Below are 19,524 nucleotides of genomic sequence, written 5' to 3'. Positions count from 1 at the left end.
GATTACACCGGCATCTTCATTATATCTTCAAACGACATCACTACTTTGTTGCGCACTTGCATCAAAGCATTGAAAGAGAGACTCGCCTTCTGACTGGCGACCATTGCCCCTACTAAATCATTACTTTTACCCGTCTCAACGGCTGTCATTTTTTGACTGGCGACCAATTGGTGTTGGTTAACCGTGTCCAAAACGCTGGTCATTGCTTGCGAGAAAGACAATGGTGCATTCAAAGATTGCTGATCCAAAGGGTTAGCACTCACTACAAATTCTGGCGGCTGAACATGCGTTCGCATCGCCTCCATTTTCGACAGCATTAATTGCTCTGCTGAGACCGCATTGGTAGGTTGACTTGCCATCTACATTTCTCCTTTTAGGCAGCCGAGCCAAGCGCCGACTGTAAATCAATACCGTGTTCGCGCATTGCTGCAAGCTTGTAACGTAACGCTCGGGTAGACACACCCAAGGCATTTGCGGTTTTGGTCCGGTTTCCACCAAACTGACGTAATTTATCGAGGATGAACTGGAACTCAGCTTGCTTCTTCGCTTCAACATGACCAAAACTTGAGGTTGGCTCTGTGCAAGGGACTGGCGTCAGCAATTCAATTGGTAGCATCAGATCATGCGCAGTGATGTAATCACCGTGACGCATGACCAAAGCGCGTTGAATGACGTTTTCGAGTTCACGAATATTGCCCGGCCAGTGATATTGGCTTAGGGCAGCAATCGCATCTTGAGAAAGGTGACAGCGACTGCCATCTTGATATTTCCCAATAAAGAATTGGCTGATCGGTAAAATATCTTCTTTGCGTTCACGAAGCGGTGGCCAGTGCAGTGGCAAAACATCTAAGCGGTAGTAGAGATCTTCGCGGAACGTGCCTTTCTGCACTTCTTCACGCAAGTCTTTGTTGGTCGCAGCAATCACTCGAATATCGAGTTGAATGGCTTTGTGGCTACCAACGCGTTCCACTTCACGCTCTTGTAATACACGTAACAACTTCGCCTGTACCGCAGGTGACATCTCACCAATCTCATCTAATAAAATGGTGCCACCGTTGGCTTCTTCAAACTTACCGCTTTGGGAATTGGTCGCCCCCGTAAACGCCCCTTTAACGTGGCCAAACAGCACGGCTTCCAGCATGGATTCCGGAATCGCAGCACAGTTCACCGCAATAAAAGGCCCATCAAGACGAGAAGATTGCTCATGGACATAACGAGCCAGCACTTCTTTACCCGTTCCCGACTCGCCAGTGATCAATACACTGGCGTTGGTGCAAGCTGCACGATGAGCCAGTTGTAAAACTTGTTTACTGCGCCATGACTCTGCAACAATGTTCGCCAAAGGTTTACCCAGAGCCTCAACACGCTTAAGCAAATTGAGTAACTGATTGGTCTCAAAAGGACGAAGCAAATAATCGGTCGCACCGGACTTCATAGTCTCTGCGGCCAAAATACCTTGGTCTTGATCTACAATCGCAATCACGACACCCGAATTACGCTGTTTCTGATGACAAGCAACAAACTCGCGTACACACATATCCGGCAAGGTTGAGCTCACTAAGGTGATGCTCGCTCGCTCTTCCAGCAATGCACTTCGCCCAGTACGACTGTGCCTAGCGATATACCCTGCGCTCCCCAGTACATCCAGTACCGGTTGAGCAAGACGTTCATTTGGCTCAACCAACAAAATATCCGTTTTCGTCATCATTGAACCTTTACCTTCTCTTGTTGGGGTTGTTGTTTTACTTCTGAGTTGTTGTTAGCAAACTCGTTTTTGGTAATCACACGCTCGTTATCTCGAACTAAGCGCAACGTCACGCGGCGGTTCTTAGCCTGCCCTGCTTGGGTGTTATTGCTTGCAATTGGGTAGCGAGCTCCGTGCGCACGAACTTCAATCAAGTGAGGAGCAATGCCATTTGCAACGAGCTCATCTGCGACCTGTTGAGCTCGTTGGCGTGAAATCTTCAGATTAATTAATTGAGCACCAACATTGTCGGTATAACCGTCAACTAAGATTTTAGTGACGCGCTCATCAACAACAACATAACTATGCAAAGCGGCTAACGTGTTTTTTTGAGATGAGTTCAGTGCCTGTTGGCCAAACTGAAAAGGAAGAATCAGATCGCGAGCTTGAGAAAACGACAGCTTAGGTAACTGTTCTCGACATTGATTGAAAGACGCTAGTGCATGTTGGATTTGAATGGTTGGCAACGTGACACTATCTATGGCGGAAGGATTGCTTCCACTTAATGACAGTGTAACCCAATTACCTAATGCCATTTCAAGAATGAGCGAATCTGCACCAGTTAAGAACTCAAATCGGTGAGTAGGCTGCGCAAACGTATGCGATGCCTTTTCCTTCCTATAAAGCTCTTTATGCCACGGAGCACTCTGACTTCCTAACACAGCCTTTTCCCATTTATTGTTGTTATCTTGAACATCAGCAATAAAGAGAACTCGGTTATTTGGCTCTGCACGGAAATAAAACTTCCCCTGCGGAACAGTTGAATGCACTAAGTTGCATTCAAATTTATCACCCTTATATGACCAAGTGGAAATATCCATAGGTATTGTGACACCCCCACCAGCCAATGTGAAATTAGTTGATGATAGTCCAAACAAAAAAATTATTTTTAAAAATATAATTAAGCACCTTCCACCTTGATATATCTTACATACCTCTGACTTAGATGATTTAATTAAAAATGCCATTGAATTAGAAGATTCGGCATAGGTAATCATATTAATTCCCTATTCTGAAATATAAAAAATGGTCATTAAACGTTCAAAAAAGCTTAGCAAAATGCTTTAAAAATCAAACTTAACACCATAAAAACAAAGAGTTAAAAAACTCAAGCTCTAAAACTTATTCTATAACCAACGACTGCACTTGGTTGAAATAACAACGAATTAGCTCACTACTTGTTATAATTGTTAATAACTGATTTATTAGTTCAAACTACCGTTTTTTAATTTTTATTAAAAGTGCCTATGCTTCGATTAAAATCAACATATGAACTAAAGTCACAATCTTTAAAGTTGAAACTAAAAGAATCTAAAAAAGTCTGTGTATGCTGTGCGCAATTAAGTTAAAACAGTTTCGTTTGTTAAGGCACGGTAAAATATAAATGGAAAGTAGAGTTAATGAGCCTATTTCTGACATCAAATTGCTTGATGTAGAACTGCTAGGCAAGCCAATTCATATCATTCGTGAAAAGCTCGAAATTTTAATTTCAGAATCTTGTACTAGCCTGACCAACGAGTTACAAAATTGGCTCAGTTCCAACAAAATTGAGGCGACCTTAACTTCGGTAGATCTACATCGCTTCTCACCAACCTTGTTGGATAAAGACCAAACATCGAGCTATCTGCATCAAGAGGGTGGCATGGTCTTTATCCACAGTGATGCCCATACCTTAGTCAAGCTCGCCGACCGCTTTTATGGCGCAAGCAACGACCGCGCCTCGACCACGTTGACGGCCAGTGATCTTCGCCTTCAAGAACGCATCAGCCGTATCATTACCAACTGGCTTGCCCCCCAAGAGATGTGGCAAACCTGCGAGTACGAAACGCCGCGCGGAATTGGTTTGCATGCGGAACTTGCGATCACATTCGAAGACTACCAAGGTTCCATTCATCTCAAACTCGATAGCACATTAATCCAAACCTTAATTGAGCAGCTTGAGCTTCATACCGATGCTGATCTCTATCAACCGTTTTGTCGTTCATTGGAAACGACGCCTGTTCGCCTCAATGTCGTACTGAGCAAAAAGACCATGGCGCTCAGTGATGTAGCGGGCTTACAGCCTAACGATATTCTGCCTATCGAACTGCTCAATACCGTACCAGTCAGCATCGGTAATCAACCTCTTTTCACTGGTCGTGTTGCAGAACAAGACGGTCAGCTTGTATTGATTTTTAACCCAGATAAGGAATCGCAGCGATGAGCGAAGCGCAAGAGAACCAAGCATTCGACGCCGATGAATTAAATTTTGACGACTTTCAGTTAGAGGACTTTGAAACGAAGCAAGCCTTCAAACCGGAGCCTGCCGCTGAGCGCGATTTAAGCTTTTTCAAAAGCATTCCCGTCACTGTGACCTTGGAAGTCGCTAGCAAAGAAATCCAATTGGGGGATTTGATGAAAGCGGGCGAAGGAACCGTGATCGAATTGGATAAACTCAATGGCGAGCCTTTAGATGTAAAAGTAAACGGGTCTCTGATGGGACAAGCGGAAGTCGTGGTCATTAACGACAAATATGGTCTTCGTCTTATTGATGTACACGACTCAGCGTTGAGCGGTGTTGGACGCTAAATTCCGGTGGGTTGCGTAATGAATTGTCTGAGTGTTTGGCAGCGTCGTTTGCCGTTACTAGTATTGGGGTTGGTTGGCGTGCTGTTGTTTGCCTTCCCAGCCATGGCGGCAGATAACGGCTTGACCATTTTGTCGGTGTCCGATGGGGACACGCAACAAGAATACAGCGTTAAGCTCCAGATTCTGTTGCTCATGACCGCACTCAGTTTCTTACCAGCCTTTGTTTTGATGGCCACCAGCTTCACGCGAATCATTGTCGTTTTGGCGATCTTACGCCAAGCCTTGGGCCTGCAACAAAGCCCACCGAACCGCGTGCTGGTTGGCATTGCATTGACACTCACTCTGCTCATCATGCGTCCGGTTTGGACTGACATCTACGATAATGCCTTCCAACCTTACGACAACGGTGAAATTACCTTGATACAGGCGTTCTCCGTTGCAGAAAAACCGGTCAGAAACTTCATGCTGGTGCAAACGCATCAAAGTTCGTTAGAGCAGATGCTACGCATTGCCAATGAACCCATCGACCAAAACGTCGAGGATATTTCTTTCGCCGTTGTACTCCCTGCGTTTGTCATCAGTGAACTGAAAACCGCCTTCCAAATTGGCTTCATGCTGTTCATTCCGTTTTTGATCATTGACCTTGTGGTCGCCAGTGTATTGATGGCAATGGGTATGATGATGCTTTCACCTCTGATCATTTCATTGCCATTCAAGTTGGTGATATTTGTTCTTGTCGATGGCTGGGCAATGACGGTTGGCACGCTTTCCGCCAGTTTCGGTTAGCAGGAGGCAATATGACACCTGAGTTAACCGTTACACTGTTTTCTGACGCAGTATGGCTGATCATTTTAATGGTAGCAGTCTTAGTCGTTCCGGGATTGATCGTCGGTCTTGGCATTGCGGTATTTCAAGCCGCAACCCAAATCAACGAACAAACCTTAAGTTTTTTGCCACGTCTACTGGTCACCCTGTTGATGGTGATTTTTGCAGGGCATTGGATGCTACGAAAAATCATGGAGCTGTTTGATTTCTTGTTCCATAACATTCCGGGAATGATCGGCTAATGGCGATCACGTTTGCGGAACTGTCTGTGATTCTCGGTCAACTTTGGTGGCCGTTTTTTCGCATCGGTGCGGTCTTTATTTCCATGCCATTCTTTGGCGATGCGTTGATTCCAGTTTGGGTCCGTAGCTTACTCGCCTTCTCTATCGTGGTGATCACCGCACCACTGATGCCCCCCATGCCAGCAGTCGAACTGTTTTCTATGACTTCCTTGTTCCTTGCATTCGAACAAGCGATATGGGGGCTGATGTTTGGCCTTATTCTGCACATGCTATTCAATGTTTTTACCATGCTTGGTCAAATCGTTTCTTTGCAAATGGGCTTAGGCATGGCAATGATGAATGACCCAGTCAACGGCCTTTCGGTGGCGATTCTTGGTCGCATGTTCTTAATCTTCTCGACCTTATTATTTCTTGCTCTGGAGGGGCACTTGTTGGTTATCGACATCGTCATACAAAGCTTTGTCGTCTGGCCCGTTGGCTCTGGGTTAACCGCACTCTCGCTGAAAGGCGTGGTCAGTATTTTCGGCTGGATGTTCGCTTCTTCACTTGCTTTGGCTCTACCTGCCATTGTATCCATGCTGCTTGCAAACATTAGCTTTGGTGTGATGAATCGCGCCGCGCCTTCATTAAACGTTTACGCTCTGGGCTTCCCTATGACTATGCTGCTCGGTTTGTTCAGCGTCTTGATATCCGTTTCTGGTGTCCCTAGCCGTTACACCGCATTAGTGCATGACACCATTCGCCACTTGAATAACTTTATGTTGGGGGGCGCATGAGCGATCAGTCGTCACAAGACAAAACCGAAAAAGCCTCCCCCCAGAAAGTCAAAAAAGCTCGCCAGGAAGGACAAATTCCTCGTGCAAAAGAATTCACCACCGCAGTAATTTTCTTAGCGGTCGCCTTGTACTTTTACTCTCAGCTCAGCAGTATTTGGGAAAGCATGACAGGTATATTCCGTTACAACATGGCCTTAACCCGTGCTGATTTAGACAACCCAAAACAAATGGTAGAGCAACTTGGGCAGAGTTTGGCGCTCATCATTGAAATGCTATTGCCCCTCTTCACAGTCATCATTATCGTGACATTTGGCAGCAGCATGATCTTGGGAGGTTGGATGTTCCGACCAGCCAATGTGTTACCAAAGCTCTCCAAACTCAATCCTATTTCGGGCATCAAACGTATTTTCTCAACCCGCTCAGTTGTAGAACTGGTGAAATCGACGTTCAAGGTCGCGGTCATCTTTGGCATTCTCTATGGCTACTTAGATAATCACCTCCAGCCTTTACTTGGTATGCAAAATTTGCCGCTTAGCCAAGGCTTTTCAATGGTCATGTCGATACTGTTTGAAGGCTTATTACTGATGGGGGTTGCCTTACTTCTGTTTGGTGTGATTGATATTCCCTACCAACGTTGGGAGCACCTAAAAGAACTGCGCATGACGAAGCAGGAGCTCAAAGAAGAGTTCAAAAATAACGAAGGCCGCCCAGAGGTCAAACAGCGTATTCGTCAGATTCAACAACAGTTCGCGCGACGTAAAATCGACAAGATGGTGCCCACTGCAGATGTGGTCATCACCAACCCAACCCACTACGCAGTCGCATTGAAATACGAACCTTCACTTTCAGACGCTCCATTTGTGGTCGCAAAAGGCGTCGATGAAACGGCCATGCACATCCAACGCATCGCACGCGAGAACAAAGTCGAGATCATCAACTCGCCGCCACTGACTCGTTCGATTTATCACACAACCGCGATTGAGCAAGCCATTCCGAGCCAGCTCTTTATCGCCGTTGCACACATTCTTACGTATGTTTTGCAATTGAAAGCCTTTCGTAAAGGCGACGGACAAGCACCGACGCCTTTGCCTCATTTTTCAATTCCAAAGCATTTGCAGCACTGACTAACCCGCGTTTACCCAAGGACACGAAAGTATGCTTAACCGGTTAAAACAACTTCAATCCTCCACCAAAGGCTACATTGGTATTCCAATCGTCTTGTTGATGGTGCTGGCAATGGTCATATTGCCGCTACCGCCACTATTGCTGGATGCGCTGTTTACCTTCAATATTGTCTTAGCGATCTTGGTATTGCTGGTCAGCACCACGGCGAAGCGACCGCTCGACTTTTCGATTTTTCCAACCATTCTTTTGGTCGCCACGCTACTTCGCCTTACGTTAAACGTCGCATCTACCCGTATCGTCTTGTTAGAAGGCCATAACGGCAGCGATGCCGCAGGTAAAGTCATCCAAGCCTTTGGTGAAGTGGTGATCGGCGGAAACTACGTAGTCGGTATGGTGGTGTTCATCATTTTGATGATCATAAACTTTGTCGTGATCACCAAAGGTGGTGAGCGTATTTCCGAAGTATCCGCACGTTTTACCTTGGATGCGCTACCGGGTAAACAGATGGCCATCGATGCCGATTTAAACGCTGGCTTGATTGACCAAGAAACCGCCCGTCAACGTCGTAAAGAAGTGGCAAACGAAGCCGACTTCCACGGTTCTATGGATGGTGCGTCTAAATTTGTTCGTGGTGATGCGGTCGCAGGTTTGCTGATCTTGTTCATCAACATCATTGGTGGTATCAGCATTGGTGTGTTCGAACACGGTTTACCAGCATCAGAAGCCTTTAAGACTTACGCACTGCTAACCATCGGTGACGGCTTAGTTGCACAGATCCCATCGCTATTACTGGCAACCGCAGCCGCCATTATCGTTACTCGCATTAACGACAGCGATAACGGCATGTCGGAAACCATGCACAAGCAGCTTCTAGCAACACCTGCTACTCTGTTCACCGTTGCGGTAATCATGACCGTGATTGGTTTAGTTCCGGGAATGCCTCACCTCGCCTTCTTTACCTTTGCTGCCGTATTGGCGTTTGCAGGCTGGCGACAAAGCAAACAACCGGTTCAAGACCCACAAATAGAACAAGTCGAAGCCCTTTCTCAAGCGATGCAGGAAGAAGAAGCCGCACTGACTTGGGATGATATTCCACACGTCCATACCCTATCTTTGGCGCTCGGTTACCGTTTGGTGCACTTGGTAAACAAAGAACAAGGCGCCCCTTTGGCACAGCGTATTCGCGGTGTACGCCGCAACCTGTCTGAGCAAGTGGGTTTTCTGCTGCCAGAAGTTCGTATCCGCGACAACCTCAGCCTAAAACCAAACCAGTACACCATCGCGCTAAATGGCGAAGTAATTGAGCAAGGCTTGATTGAGCCAGAACGTTTAATGGCGATCGCCGTGGGGGAAACCTACGGTGAAGTCGACGGTATTTTGGGCAGCGACCCTGCCTACCAACTGCCTGCAGTTTGGATTGAACATCAAGATAAAGCCAAAGCACTGAATATGGGTTATCAAGTCGTTGACGATGGTACTGTCATCGCCACGCACATCAGCAAAATCATGAAAACCAATTTGGCTGAATTGTTTACCCATGACGATGTTGAAGCTATGACTCAACGACTCACGGCACAAGCACCTAAATTAGCCGAGGCCTTAGCCGCTGCACTGACCCCAGCACAGCAGCTTAAGGTTTACCGTCAGCTTCTGCTTGATCAAGTGCCTCTAAAGGACATTCGTACCATTGCTAACACCATGTTGGAGTCTTCTGAGAACACTAAAGACCCAATTTTACTTGCGGCAGATGTACGCTGCGCACTAAAACGTACCTTGGTGAACTTGGTCGCAGGACAAAAGAACGAGCTCAATGTCTATGCGCTTTCAGACGAGTTAGAGCAAATGTTGATGACCTCTCTGCAACAAGCACAAGCTGCGGGCACCGTGATGCTAGACAGTTTCCCGATAGAACCGAACATTCTTGGTCAGTTCCAACAAAACTTGCCTTTAATTCGTCAACAACTCAAGCAACAGGGCTTACCACCAATCTTATTAGTGATGCCTCAGTTACGCCCATTGTTGGCTCGTTATGCTCGTACCTTTACTCAAGGACTCGCGGTATTGTCCTACAATGAAATCCCAGAAAATAAACAGATCAACGTGGTAGGAAACCTTGGTTAATCTCATATCAACGAAAGCGATGTACGATTATTTATGTGGCCTTGCGCTGCAATACATTGTCACGGACGACGACCAACTGGTGTTTGATGCACTCAAGCACAACGACATTCAACACGCCTGTCAGGCCATCCGTGAAACTAAAACTGGCGAGGTGGAATACCAACACCTTACGTTGCGCTTTGGCCTACGCGGCGAGCAGAGTGTCTATCAGTTTCAGTTATCAGAGCAAATGCAATATTGCTTAGATCTGTACAGCTTGTACTTAGCTCTAAGACAGACTCAATTCCAACTCGAAACGTTTCACCCTGATTTAATCAGCAATGTGGTGGTTCCCATCCGCATTGATGCCCTGCTCTGGCAGCCTGGTGCGCACTTCTTGAATCAGATGATTCAGTTCCATAATGCGGCCTTTCAACATGTTATCCCTTCCCTTCAAGCCGATGAGACCCTATGTCTGCACGATAGAGTGACTCCTTTGGTAGAACAATTGAAAGAGAACGCCTTTGCCTTGTGGTTTGAAGTCTCGACACATCAAACACACTTCGAGCGCATCACCGAATTTGCCCCTGATATGATCAAACTGTCCGTGACGATGGAAAACAAACAAGAGCAACATGCATTTCTACCCATTGCGCGATTTTTAAGGGGTAACCACATTTCTTGGGTTGCCGGGAGAGTCGCAAGTCAAAGTGAACTCAACCGCTATCGATTACTTGGTGCGAGTTATTACTTCGGCTATTTCAGTGATATTCCCACCTCATTGTCGTTTAAATCGTTTGATGATGAATAAACCACCCAAAAGCAAAAGGGCGAATTCCGAGACAAGAATTCGCCCTTTTTTCTGTCTAATTAACCTTAAACAGTCAATATTCTGGAATGTAAGTCACTAAAAACCATCAAACTAGCGCTTTTCGATAAAATTTTTAAATTTCCAATTAATCATTAAAACGAATCGACCGCCTCTAGTTAGTGAGCAAGGGAGAATCCCGAAGCCTGAAAGAATAGTGAAAAACTAAGGAGACCAAGATGGCTTTATCTATGCATACTAACTTCGCATCGCTTGTAACTCAGAACACGCTGAACAATACAAGTAACCTACTTAACACGTCTATGGAACGTTTGAGCACGGGTTACCGTATCAACTCAGCAGCAGACGATGCAGCAGGTCTACAAATTGCTACCCGTCTTGAGTCTCAAACTCGCGGCATGAGCGTTGCAATGCGTAACTCGCAAGACGGCATTTCAATGATGCAAACTGCGGAAGGCGCGATGGATGAAATGACAAACATCGTATACCGCATGAACGACCTAGCAACACAGGCTTCGAACGGTTCTGTATCGGCAAACGACCGCACGGCACTAAACGAGGAATACCAGCAGCTAGGTGAAGAGCTCGCGAACATCATGGACTCAACGAGTTTTGGTGGTAACAAGCTTCTACAAGATGCTGGTACATTTGGTGCAGCAGCTGTTAACTTCCAAATTGGTACTCAAGCAGGCGAACAACTTGAAGTTGACGTATCAACGCAAGTGCAAGCAATCAACGCTTCAATCGGCACATCTGGTGCACTAGCAGTTGGCGACCTAACATCTGAAGCAAATGCTCAAACTGCAATGACAGCACTGACTGGCGCGACCGGTGATGCAGGTCTTCTAGGTCAAATCGGTACTGCACGTTCAGCATTGGGTGCGAACATCAACCGTCTTGAGCACACAATGACAAACCTAGGCAACATGGTTGAAAATACGTCAGCTGCGAAAGGCCGTATCACTGACGCTGATTTTGCCGTTGAATCTTCAAACATGACGAAGAACCAAATGCTAATGCAAGCAGGCACAACGGTTCTTTCTCAAACAAACCAATTGCCAGGTATGGCAATGTCGCTACTTCGTTAATCAACGATTAAGCTCAGTAGCCCCCAATAAGGCTGTTGATTTAATCCGTCCGAAAGTCAAACCTCCCAGTATTTGGGAGGTTTTTTTTGTTCTTAATGATGCCAAACACTTAGCGACGAATATAGATACCGCTAGCATCACGGGTTTGGTTTGCAGTTGGGACACGAAAACCCGCTTTAAGCATGGTGTTAAGTAGCACCTTATTAAACAGCTCCAATTCAGCCGATTCAACACCACGGTCACGTTGGTAGCTTTTTAACTCAGGGAAACGAGAAACCGCTTCAATACGGATGCTTGCCAGCTCCTCGGCATTAATGTTCTGTTTACTGCGCAGTTTGGTTCCAATAAATGCCTCGTAAGCACGTGCACACTTCATCAGTCGTAAAACAAATTCATTCATTACTGTCGTTCTTTTAATTTTTAATTGGGGGAAATAGCCAGACGTAAGCAACCACAAAAATTGCAGGGGCATAAGATAACAAAACTTCACCTTCCGACAGGGTCAGAAAAATCCGAATCCTTTAGCAGTAAACACCGAAATCTGCTCACTATGCGTACATCAGCATAGCCAGTCATTTCTCTCCTATTTAATTAAATCATTTGCTTATTCTGGTCGCCTTTTCTCTTTGGGAAACCCCGGGAATTACCAAGGGGAAAGCGGAACCATCAAGGTGGAAAAAGCGCTTCCTCTCAAATAGCAAAAACCACTGCAAGATGCTGTTATATATACAAATAAATAACAGGCACGCATCTTGCGATTGTTCATTTATTACTGGCACAAGACGCCAAATACAGATGAGAGAGGGAGCGACCTCATGAGTTCATTAGATCCAATCACCATGGCAACCCAGTTCGCCACGTTAGATGTTCAGCCATTTCAACAACGCTACCAGTTTCAAGCGGATAAATACCAAGCTCAACTGACAGCACTAGGAAAAGTAGAAAGCGCGCTGCGTGATTTCCGTACAGCCGTCAATGAGATGAACAGCAGCACCAGTAGCATCATCAAGAACACGGCGACGCTCTCTCAAGATGGGTACTTCTCGGCTAACGCCGATGCCAATGCCATGTCGGGCAACTACCAAATTTTCGTTGAGCAAGTCGCGACCTCACATCAACTCTCTACAGGCATGCCAGCAAATTTGGATGCCACAACAGAAATACCGACCACAGGCACATTGGAATTCACCATTGATGGCGAAACCATGACGTTGGATCTATCAACTGTTGATACCGATGGGGATGGCAAAGCAACCGTGACTGATTTAGTCAGTGCTATCAATAACAATGCTGACAATCCCGGTGTCAACGCCACATTAGTGCGCTCAAACGGTCAAACGCATTTCATGTTGTCGAGCACTGAAACAGGCGTTGCGAACACCATCAATGTAAACGCCTCTGGCACGGGGCAAGCTTGGTTTGAAGATGCCTTTACCAACACAACTGAAATCAGTAAACCACAAGATGCCGTGATTTGGCTCGGCGCGGAAGGCACCGGACTTCAGTTGACTAACGCAAGTAACACCTTTGAAGGCGTGATTGATGGCGTCGACATCACGGTCACGAAAGCACAAACCTCAGGTGAAGCGGCAGTAGGGCTGGGGATTGGCGCTGACAGCGAAGGCACAAAAGAACAACTCAATAAGTTTGTTGAAGCCTACAACTCTCTGGTTTCGACGCTTGATGAATACACTCAAATCGGCGGTGAAGACAAAGCTCGTGGCGTGCTCGCCAGTGACCCAACGCTACGCTCAATTGAAAGCCAGTTGACTAATTTGGTGCGCGGAGAACATGGTGGAATGCGACTGAATGAAATCGGCATCACCCTAGACCGCAGCGGAAAAATGAAAGTGGACCAAGATAAGTTTACCGAAGCACAGAAGAACAACAGTGCTGGATTAGAGGCGATGTTTAATGGCGACGGAGCCTTATTGGATTCGCTCGATGATATGGCGGAACCTTTCCTAAAATTCTCATCTGGCACCTTTAATTCACGTAAAGACGCCCTGCAAGCCAACTTAGACCGCATCGAGGACAAGCAAACTACGCTAGAGCGTAAATACGAGATGTCGTACAACCGCTACCTATCCCAATTTACCCAAATGAACACCTTAATGACGCAAATGAACCAAACCATGTCGATGTTTGGTTAAGCCTTTAGGAGAAATAATTATGCTCATGGATTCTGGCTACGACTCATACCAACAAGTCGATCTGGATGCGCAAGCCGCATCCGCCAACCCACACCAACTGGTGGTGATGTTAATTGATGGTCTACTTGATGAAGTTGAACGTGTTCGAGGCCATCTCGCAGCCAATCGTCTGGCAGAAAAAGGCACAGGCATCAACAAATGCATGAACATCTTAATTGGTTTAAGCAGTGCCCTAGATGAAGAAAATGGCGGCGAAATTGCAGAGAACCTACGCCAACTGTATGACTTCTGCCAAGTTGAGCTGTATTACACCAGCGTGCAAAACGACGCAACCCGTTTAGACAATGTCGAACGAGTAATGGGCAACATTCGAGAAGGATGGGTGAATTTTGGACAGCAAGCATAAAGTGTCGCCAGAGCGATTTCGCCACTTATCAAAACTGATCCAAATCGCCACAAAAACGGCCGATTGGCCAGCACTGAAACGCTACGACCTACAGTTGCGTGAACTGCTGATCAGTCATAAGCCGTATCTTAAAGATCCAAAACTCGCTCCTGAAATTCAGCGGGCAAAAGCGGTGCATGCGTGCGCTTTCACCGCTCTAGAAAAAGCCACCAGCGAATTAAAACAAGAGATGAGCAAGGTGAATGATCAACAAGAACGAGCGATGGCTTATCAGCTCGCAATGACGATGGAGCTCACGCAATGATGGTAACCAATTCAATGCCTGCAAGTGCGCCTTCTCAGTCGTCAGCAGGGAAAATCTCACAAGCGCGTTCAGAGCAAGGCTTTTCGCACCTCGGTTCAACCGCGGTAAACCAACAGCACCAAACCAACGCACCTCTTGTTGTTGCGGGGTTCCGTTTAAATGCGCAAGCCTTACCGACGGAAGTTACCCAGCCAAAAGCTGATACATCGGAACTCAACGCTGAAGTGACCTCAGCTGAAGCATTGCTGATTGCGGTTCCTGCCACCATGGATCTCGCCACTCAAGCGCAAGCCCTAATCCAAGGAATGAGCAAAACCGCGGTTAAGCAAGGCGAAACAAATCAACTTGCGCAAGTATCGGCAGGTAATGCGTCTCAAAGCACAAATGTCGGAAACCAAGTAAACCCAATGCTTAACACCACTGTGCAGGAGAACCAAAGCCCCCCTAAAGCCAGTGCAACGAGCGTATTAAAGGTATCAGCTTCGGACTTGCAAACTCTACTTAATCAACCAGCTCAAGGGCAAGTGCTAGCGGCCAACTCACAAGCGCAAACAGCAACAGCGGCAGCGCCGCATTCGAACCCAAGCTCACCACTAGCAGCTACTCAAGCTCAAGGCGCGGAGTGGGCGGCCGTACGTGTTGATACCAACTCTAGTAAATGGGGTGAACAAATGATGCAGGTTTTACACGATCGTGTGACCTTACAAGCGCAGCAAAACTTGCAAGAAGCCAAAATTCGCTTAGACCCACCAGATCTCGGTAAATTGGATTTATTGGTTCGTGTCGAAGGGGATCGTTTGAGCGTGCAAATTAATGCCAACACAGCCGCTACGCGTGAAGCATTAATGCAAGTGTCCGAGCGTTTACGTGCTGAGCTTCAAGAGCAGAACTTTGTTCATGTGGATGTCAATGTCGGTTCGGATCAAGGTCAAGACCGTCATGACCATGAGAGCCCACAAGAAGACACCACTATTTTTGCGGCTCGTGAATCCGGCACTTTTCAATCAAATACAACAACAAACTATTCAGAGCATTGGCTGAACACTCAAGCCTAATTAATCATCGAGGAAAAAGGTTATGACCAAACAACAAATGATCGCCCTGTTTATCGCCATGATCATCACCAGTGCCCTCGTTTCGGCCGCCACGGTGGTTGGCGGTATTTGGTACATAAATAAAAGTTCAGAATCCGCCTCATCGGAATCAGGCGTCAGCGCTTTTTTGGAAGATTCTCCACTCGCGTTCTTAACAGCAGAAGAACCTACCAGCAACGGACCGAGTTTTCACCCATTGGACAAAGTGGTGCTGACTATCAAAGGTAAAAAGCAGACGCACTTTGTAATGCTGGAACTGGCCGTAGAAACACGTCGTCCAGAGCGCATTAAGAACATCGATAACTACATGCCAATGGTACAAAACTCATTGCTCAAGCTGTTCAGCGATAAAACCTTTGATGAGCTACAGCAGGCGGGGTCTATCGATATTCTGCAAAACGAAGTCAAAGAGACCCTACTCTTAGCGTTTGCGAAAACTGACATCGTGCGTGATATCGATGATGTTCTATTGACCAAATACGTTGTGCAATAACGGAGCACGACTATGTTGGAGATGAACTTACAGGAAAGTTATACCGCGACGGAGGAAGTGAATACACCGTCTCGCCAGATTGACGAAAACGCACTGCTGCAACGCCATCAAATCATGGTGAAACGCGTCGTAAACCAACTCCGCGTTCATGCTACTTCGCATTGCAGCATTGAAGACATGCAGCAAATTGGCCTAATTGCGCTCGTCGAAGCAGGACGTCGTTATGGGGATGTGGATGACACACACTTCCCCGCTTTTGCCGTTTGTCGGGTTCGTGGCGCTATTTTAGACGAGCTTCGCCGCTTAGATTGGCGCTCACGTAAGACCCGTCAACAAGCACACGAACTAAACGACGTCACACGTGACCTAACCCGTGAACTTGGCAGAATGCCTACCGATGCCGAGATCATTAAAGCACTCGGCACTGATGAGCAAGACTTTTACAACCGCCAAAATGCAGCGCTGGCGGGCGAAATGCAGAGCCTTGATCAATTAATGGAAACAGGGGGAGACAGCCACTTCGGCGGTCAATACGACGGGATGGAACATGAACATATTCGTCGTAGCTTAGATTGCGCACTTAGCAAAATGTCGAAGCGCGACCAGTTGCTACTGACTCTGTTTTATCAACACGAACTCAACCTACATGAAATCGCGCTCGTGCTCGATCTGACGCCACCTCGCATCTGTCAGTTGCACAAACAAGCGCTTAAACAACTCAATCAATTAATGTCCTCTTAGGAGTCAAAGATGCAAAAGTTTTTTGGAGCCATTACCGTCCTGTTGTGTGTCTTTGGTGGATACATGTGGGCAGGAGGTAAACTTGGTGCGATTTGGCAACCGGCCGAGTTTCTGATCATCATCGGAGCCGCAGCTGGCTCTCTGATCATCGGTAACCCGCCTCAAGTGTTAAAAGAAATGCGTCAGCAAGTGCGTGCAACGATTTCTGGCCCGCGTCAGGAATACGAGTACTACATGGAGCTGATGGCACTACTGAATAACCTGCTAGAAACCGCACGCAGTCGTGGTTTTAAATTCCTAGATTCACACATTGAATCACCGGAACAAAGTTCGATCTTCCTCGCGTACCCAAAAGTGAGCAACGATCATCGCCTTATTTCGTTCATTACCGACAATTTACGTTTAATGGCAATGGGACAAATGTCGCCTCATGAATTAGAGGGACTGCTAGAACAAGAAATCGAAGCCATTCAAACCGAGATGTTACTGCCTTCACGCTCAATGCAGCGCACTGCAGAAGCACTTCCCGGATTCGGTATTCTTGCCGCAGTCGGTGGCATCATCATCACCATGCAAGCCATTGATGGTTCCATTGCGCTGATTGGTTATCACGTTGCCGCTGCCCTCGTTGGTACGTTCATTGGTATTTTTGGTTGTTACTGTTGTTTAGATCCACTCAGTAATGCCATGGCTCAGCGAGTCAGACGAAACATGACGGCTTTTGAATGCGTGCGCGCCACCTTGGTTGCTTACGTCGCGAAGAAGCCAACATTACTCGCCATCGACGCTGGCCGTAAACACATTCAGTTAGACATCAAACCAACTTTCAACCAAATGGAGAAGTGGCTAGCTGAACAGGAGGGATAATGCAAAAACAAGAACATGTGGTGTTCAAACGCGCGAAAGCACATAACCATGATGAGTTTCATGGTGGCGCGTGGAAAGTCGCGTTTGCCGACTTCATGATCGCGTTGATGGCGCTGTTTCTTGTCCTTTGGGTCATGCAAGTGGTCGACAAGGAAGAGCGCAAAGCCATTGTCGCGCACCTTCATAGTTCGAGCGTTTTTGATAAGAGCTACGGTAACCCTTTCGATACCTCACAAAGTATCTCTCCTATCGACTTGGCACAGGACTCTTCTGTGCCAAGCAAACACAACTCAAACCACGTCGTCAGTTCCTTCTTCCAAGGTGATGGCGATGGCCCAGAGATTGACTCGCTTGTCCCAGGCAATTTCGACACCCAAGAGCAACTTGCTCTACTGGCTAAAGTAATTGATGAAGTCGTAGGTCAAATCAGCGCGCAAGGTAACGTGAATGTCACCATTACACCGCAAGGGTTGCGTATTGTGCTGCAAGATGATTACAAACAGCATATGTTCAGCCGAGGTGGCGCCGAGTTGACGCCTTTCTTTGAAGACTTATTACTTGCTTTAGCTCCAGTGTTTGAGCGCATCAGTAACCCAGTCATCATCAGTGGGCACACCGATTCTACTCCGTTTAAAAAACGCTTTGGAAAGCAATCTAACTGGGCGCTTTCGGCTTCACGAGCGGATGTCGCGAGAAACACCTTAGTCGAGGGTGGCATGCCGGATGAGCGTGTGATGCAAGTGACAGGCATGTCGGATCGCGCGTTACTTAATCCTGACGAGCCCGATTCGAGTGAAAACCGTCGTATAGAGTTATTTATCCTGACCACGCCAGCCGCGCAAGTGCTAGAGACCTTCTTTGGTAATCAAGAAGACAGTGAACTACAGAAAGCCAAGCAAAAGGCAGAATTTAACCAACCCGTGATCAGACAAGAAGTGATTCGCTATTCGGTGGACTCAGAAACGCCAAAAGCGAAAATTCAAGACCTCTAAAATCAAAAAAGGTCACAACAAATACATGGTGTGACCTTTCATCTCGATTGCTGTTTGCATTGCTAATAATTGTTGCTATCACTGTTTAGTTGAGTTCGATATGCCTGTACGCGCGCCCAATAAAACCCAAAAAGATTCGCTCAAAAAAGCCTTTCTTTGGCTGATAATTTTTGATTATCTGTTGCTGGCATTCTTTCTAACTCAACTGCCAAGCCTTAATCTGAATAGTGGCACCATGATCAGCTTATTATTGGTCGTGTATAACATTTTGCTAGTTTCGCTTTGTTACCAACGCACCAGTAAGCAAGACTCTTACATCATTTATCCCGTACTCTCTGCAACGCTACTGGCATTCGTATGCTTTTTGTATTTCTTCTTTTTGGTGTGAATCTTGGGATGCTGTCGCATTAAAGCATCAACTTAATGGTACCATTTGTACGTTTTTAACTGAGTGGCTATCTAATGGCGCTGCACAGTTAGTGAGCGTTCCAACATCAATACGACTCGTTTTTGAAAAAGCCACAATCACGTCAATACACGCTTCCTCATTTTCTGCTACCGATGGGTTGGCACTGATAAAAGCGCGAATTTTGTCCACATAAACCGGATGATCTAAATAAAGGCTCGCCAGCTTTTTTCTACCGATATAAGTATGTTGGTGCTCCTCGCCAATTGGGGACAGCTTATTCTTATGTTCATGCACTAAGTGGTAATTACAATTGTTGCAGCTTCTCACCTGAGTAAGCGTTAAGGTATTTTCTTCGTCTTTGAATACCTTGATGTCGGTTTGAGTTTGGTTGAGAGCAGCATGACTCTTTGTATCGGCTTTTGAATACTCTAACTGCCCTAACAGGTCGGTATTTTTGCTCACTAAGAAAGCCACATCTACCCCAGAAGCACTGATAAGGTGGCTATCAACGGGAGTGGCACTTGAGCATCCATTTAGAACGACCAATCCAAAGAGAAAAGTAAGTAGTTTTGATTTCATATAGGAATCCTTATTGAATGGAAGAAGTCATTTAAAAAGAATAAAGAAACCAAAGACGGATTAATTGTCATTGCATGCCTACCAGAATCCACCCAAAATAAAAAACCCAGCATTATCGCCTGTCTCTTATACACAAATCCCCAAGCTTGTAGCTTGGGTATTTTTTTTGAACTCTTTCACGTGTGTGTG

At 46.4% G+C, this 19,524-nt stretch carries 23 protein-coding genes; 18 read left to right on the top strand and 5 right to left on the bottom strand.

The genetic code is table 11. The features are described 5' to 3' along the window. Positions 1-2 precede the first annotated feature (2 nt). The 3 genes from fliE to OQJ86_RS14775 are packed head-to-tail and all read right to left on the bottom strand — an operon-like array spanning position 3 to position 2,742. Entirely contained in the window at positions 3-359 is a 357-nt protein-coding gene (gene fliE, locus OQJ86_RS14785; protein WP_265988239.1) for a flagellar hook-basal body complex protein FliE, read from the bottom strand. 14 nt (positions 360-373) lie between these two features. Continuing rightward, on the bottom strand, positions 374-1,705 hold the full coding sequence (locus OQJ86_RS14780; protein ID WP_265988260.1) for a sigma-54-dependent transcriptional regulator: 1,332 nt from the start codon (positions 1,703-1,705) through the stop codon (positions 374-376). Continuing rightward, a complete protein-coding gene (locus OQJ86_RS14775) occupies positions 1,705-2,742 on the bottom strand; it encodes an OmpA family protein (protein ID WP_265988238.1) in 1,038 nt (345 codons plus the stop codon). Before OQJ86_RS14775 ends, OQJ86_RS14780 begins: the two co-directional genes overlap by 1 nt. A gap of 386 nt (positions 2,743-3,128) precedes the next feature. Between OQJ86_RS14775 and OQJ86_RS14770 the strand changes: the two genes are divergently transcribed. The 9 genes from OQJ86_RS14770 to lafA all read left to right on the top strand — a co-directional run bounded on the left by OQJ86_RS14770 (position 3,129) and on the right by lafA (position 11,297). Beyond that, entirely contained in the window at positions 3,129-3,947 is an 819-nt protein-coding gene (locus OQJ86_RS14770) for a FliM/FliN family flagellar motor switch protein (RefSeq protein ID WP_045499022.1), read from the top strand. Then, positions 3,944-4,312: a flagellar motor switch protein FliN gene (gene fliN / locus OQJ86_RS14765; protein ID WP_265988237.1), complete on the top strand. Its 369-nt coding sequence runs from the start codon at positions 3,944-3,946 to the stop codon at positions 4,310-4,312. The genes OQJ86_RS14770 and fliN overlap by 4 nt, the downstream gene beginning before the upstream one ends. Before the next feature lie 18 nt (positions 4,313-4,330). Beyond that, entirely contained in the window at positions 4,331-5,098 is a 768-nt protein-coding gene (fliP, locus tag OQJ86_RS14760; RefSeq protein WP_265988236.1) for a flagellar type III secretion system pore protein FliP, read from the top strand. Positions 5,099-5,109: 11 nt separating this feature from the next. Beyond that, positions 5,110-5,379: a flagellar biosynthesis protein FliQ gene (gene fliQ, locus OQJ86_RS14755; RefSeq protein ID WP_038868373.1), complete on the top strand. Its 270-nt coding sequence runs from the start codon at positions 5,110-5,112 to the stop codon at positions 5,377-5,379. Continuing rightward, a complete protein-coding gene (gene fliR, locus OQJ86_RS14750; RefSeq protein ID WP_038868371.1) occupies positions 5,379-6,155 on the top strand; it encodes a flagellar biosynthetic protein FliR in 777 nt (258 codons plus the stop codon). Before fliQ ends, fliR begins: the two co-directional genes overlap by 1 nt. Further along, complete coding sequence (gene flhB, locus OQJ86_RS14745) at positions 6,152-7,279, top strand: flagellar biosynthesis protein FlhB (RefSeq protein WP_265988235.1); 1,128 nt, start codon at positions 6,152-6,154, stop codon at positions 7,277-7,279. The genes fliR and flhB overlap by 4 nt, the downstream gene beginning before the upstream one ends. A gap of 31 nt (positions 7,280-7,310) precedes the next feature. Further along, a complete protein-coding gene (gene flhA, locus OQJ86_RS14740) occupies positions 7,311-9,401 on the top strand; it encodes a flagellar biosynthesis protein FlhA (protein WP_038868367.1) in 2,091 nt (696 codons plus the stop codon). Positions 9,402-9,420: 19 nt separating this feature from the next. Further along, positions 9,421-10,191, top strand: coding sequence for an EAL domain-containing protein (locus tag OQJ86_RS14735; RefSeq protein WP_265988233.1), 771 nt, complete (start codon positions 9,421-9,423; stop codon positions 10,189-10,191). Positions 10,192-10,427: 236 nt separating this feature from the next. Next, the gene (gene lafA / locus OQJ86_RS14730) at positions 10,428-11,297 is read left to right on the top strand and encodes a lateral flagellin LafA (protein ID WP_038868362.1); all 870 of its coding nucleotides are present in this window, start codon (positions 10,428-10,430) and stop codon (positions 11,295-11,297) included. A gap of 109 nt (positions 11,298-11,406) precedes the next feature. Here the strand turns inward: lafA and OQJ86_RS14725 are convergent, their stop codons facing one another. Next, positions 11,407-11,697: a hypothetical protein gene (locus OQJ86_RS14725; protein ID WP_265988232.1), complete on the bottom strand. Its 291-nt coding sequence runs from the start codon at positions 11,695-11,697 to the stop codon at positions 11,407-11,409. Positions 11,698-12,112: 415 nt separating this feature from the next. On the opposite strand from OQJ86_RS14725, the gene fliD reads away from it, so the two are divergent. From fliD to OQJ86_RS14680, 9 genes are all read left to right on the top strand, one after another. Then, the gene (gene fliD, locus OQJ86_RS14720; protein ID WP_042604860.1) at positions 12,113-13,450 is read left to right on the top strand and encodes a flagellar filament capping protein FliD; all 1,338 of its coding nucleotides are present in this window, start codon (positions 12,113-12,115) and stop codon (positions 13,448-13,450) included. A 19-nt stretch (positions 13,451-13,469) separates the two neighbouring features. Continuing rightward, positions 13,470-13,856, top strand: coding sequence for a flagellar export chaperone FliS (fliS, locus tag OQJ86_RS14715; protein ID WP_038876432.1), 387 nt, complete (start codon positions 13,470-13,472; stop codon positions 13,854-13,856). Beyond that, a complete protein-coding gene (locus tag OQJ86_RS14710; protein WP_038876435.1) occupies positions 13,840-14,160 on the top strand; it encodes a hypothetical protein in 321 nt (106 codons plus the stop codon). The genes fliS and OQJ86_RS14710 overlap by 17 nt, the downstream gene beginning before the upstream one ends. Further along, positions 14,157-15,215 carry a flagellar hook-length control protein FliK gene (locus OQJ86_RS14705; protein ID WP_265988231.1) on the top strand — a complete coding sequence of 353 codons (1,059 nt, stop codon included), beginning with the start codon at positions 14,157-14,159 and terminating at the stop codon, positions 15,213-15,215. The genes OQJ86_RS14710 and OQJ86_RS14705 overlap by 4 nt, the downstream gene beginning before the upstream one ends. 22 nt (positions 15,216-15,237) lie before the next feature. Further along, positions 15,238-15,747 (top strand): flagellar basal body-associated FliL family protein, encoded by a 510-nt coding sequence (locus OQJ86_RS14700; protein ID WP_038868346.1) that lies wholly within the window; start codon positions 15,238-15,240, stop codon positions 15,745-15,747. Positions 15,748-15,759: 12 nt separating this feature from the next. Next, complete coding sequence (locus OQJ86_RS14695; protein WP_038876441.1) at positions 15,760-16,488, top strand: FliA/WhiG family RNA polymerase sigma factor; 729 nt, start codon at positions 15,760-15,762, stop codon at positions 16,486-16,488. A 9-nt stretch (positions 16,489-16,497) separates the two neighbouring features. Continuing rightward, positions 16,498-17,355, top strand: a complete 858-nt coding sequence (motA, locus tag OQJ86_RS14690; protein WP_038876444.1) for a flagellar motor stator protein MotA — start codon at positions 16,498-16,500, stop codon at positions 17,353-17,355. Next, entirely contained in the window at positions 17,355-18,347 is a 993-nt protein-coding gene (locus tag OQJ86_RS14685) for a flagellar motor protein MotB (protein WP_265988230.1), read from the top strand. Before motA ends, OQJ86_RS14685 begins: the two co-directional genes overlap by 1 nt. Positions 18,348-18,447: 100 nt before the next feature. Then, positions 18,448-18,735: a hypothetical protein gene (locus tag OQJ86_RS14680; protein ID WP_038868338.1), complete on the top strand. Its 288-nt coding sequence runs from the start codon at positions 18,448-18,450 to the stop codon at positions 18,733-18,735. 27 nt (positions 18,736-18,762) lie between these two features. Here OQJ86_RS14680 and OQJ86_RS14675 read toward each other — a convergent pair whose 3' ends face one another. Next, positions 18,763-19,335 (bottom strand): hypothetical protein, encoded by a 573-nt coding sequence (locus OQJ86_RS14675; RefSeq protein WP_038876446.1) that lies wholly within the window; start codon positions 19,333-19,335, stop codon positions 18,763-18,765. Positions 19,336-19,524: the final 189 nt, after the last annotated feature.

The organism is Vibrio sp. Sgm 5, from assembly GCF_026241575.1.
Taxonomy (GTDB): domain Bacteria; phylum Pseudomonadota; class Gammaproteobacteria; order Enterobacterales; family Vibrionaceae; genus Vibrio; species Vibrio jasicida.
The sequence above is the reverse complement of the archived record's forward strand: the minus strand, read 5'-3'. Positions and strand labels throughout refer to the sequence as shown.

Coding starts and splice junctions, on each gene's coding strand:
- lafA (WP_038868362.1), top strand. CDS start 10,428: ATGGCTTTATCTATGCATACTAACTTCGCATCGCTTGTAACTCAGAAC.
- fliD (WP_042604860.1), top strand. CDS start 12,113: ATGAGTTCATTAGATCCAATCACCATGGCAACCCAGTTCGCCACGTTA.
- OQJ86_RS14735 (WP_265988233.1), top strand. CDS start 9,421: ATGTACGATTATTTATGTGGCCTTGCGCTGCAATACATTGTCACGGAC.
- OQJ86_RS14685 (WP_265988230.1), top strand. CDS start 17,355: ATGCAAAAACAAGAACATGTGGTGTTCAAACGCGCGAAAGCACATAAC.
- OQJ86_RS14725 (WP_265988232.1), bottom strand. CDS start 11,697: ATGAATGAATTTGTTTTACGACTGATGAAGTGTGCACGTGCTTACGAG.
- OQJ86_RS14680 (WP_038868338.1), top strand. CDS start 18,448: ATGCCTGTACGCGCGCCCAATAAAACCCAAAAAGATTCGCTCAAAAAA.
- fliQ (WP_038868373.1), top strand. CDS start 5,110: ATGACACCTGAGTTAACCGTTACACTGTTTTCTGACGCAGTATGGCTG.
- fliS (WP_038876432.1), top strand. CDS start 13,470: ATGCTCATGGATTCTGGCTACGACTCATACCAACAAGTCGATCTGGAT.
- fliE (WP_265988239.1), bottom strand. CDS start 359: ATGGCAAGTCAACCTACCAATGCGGTCTCAGCAGAGCAATTAATGCTG.
- OQJ86_RS14675 (WP_038876446.1), bottom strand. CDS start 19,335: ATGAAATCAAAACTACTTACTTTTCTCTTTGGATTGGTCGTTCTAAAT.
- OQJ86_RS14775 (WP_265988238.1), bottom strand. CDS start 2,742: ATGATTACCTATGCCGAATCTTCTAATTCAATGGCATTTTTAATTAAA.
- OQJ86_RS14700 (WP_038868346.1), top strand. CDS start 15,238: ATGACCAAACAACAAATGATCGCCCTGTTTATCGCCATGATCATCACC.
- OQJ86_RS14705 (WP_265988231.1), top strand. CDS start 14,157: ATGATGGTAACCAATTCAATGCCTGCAAGTGCGCCTTCTCAGTCGTCA.
- OQJ86_RS14770 (WP_045499022.1), top strand. CDS start 3,129: ATGGAAAGTAGAGTTAATGAGCCTATTTCTGACATCAAATTGCTTGAT.
- fliP (WP_265988236.1), top strand. CDS start 4,331: ATGAATTGTCTGAGTGTTTGGCAGCGTCGTTTGCCGTTACTAGTATTG.
- fliN (WP_265988237.1), top strand. CDS start 3,944: ATGAGCGAAGCGCAAGAGAACCAAGCATTCGACGCCGATGAATTAAAT.
- OQJ86_RS14780 (WP_265988260.1), bottom strand. CDS start 1,705: ATGACGAAAACGGATATTTTGTTGGTTGAGCCAAATGAACGTCTTGCT.
- flhA (WP_038868367.1), top strand. CDS start 7,311: ATGCTTAACCGGTTAAAACAACTTCAATCCTCCACCAAAGGCTACATT.
- flhB (WP_265988235.1), top strand. CDS start 6,152: ATGAGCGATCAGTCGTCACAAGACAAAACCGAAAAAGCCTCCCCCCAG.
- fliR (WP_038868371.1), top strand. CDS start 5,379: ATGGCGATCACGTTTGCGGAACTGTCTGTGATTCTCGGTCAACTTTGG.
- OQJ86_RS14695 (WP_038876441.1), top strand. CDS start 15,760: ATGTTGGAGATGAACTTACAGGAAAGTTATACCGCGACGGAGGAAGTG.
- motA (WP_038876444.1), top strand. CDS start 16,498: ATGCAAAAGTTTTTTGGAGCCATTACCGTCCTGTTGTGTGTCTTTGGT.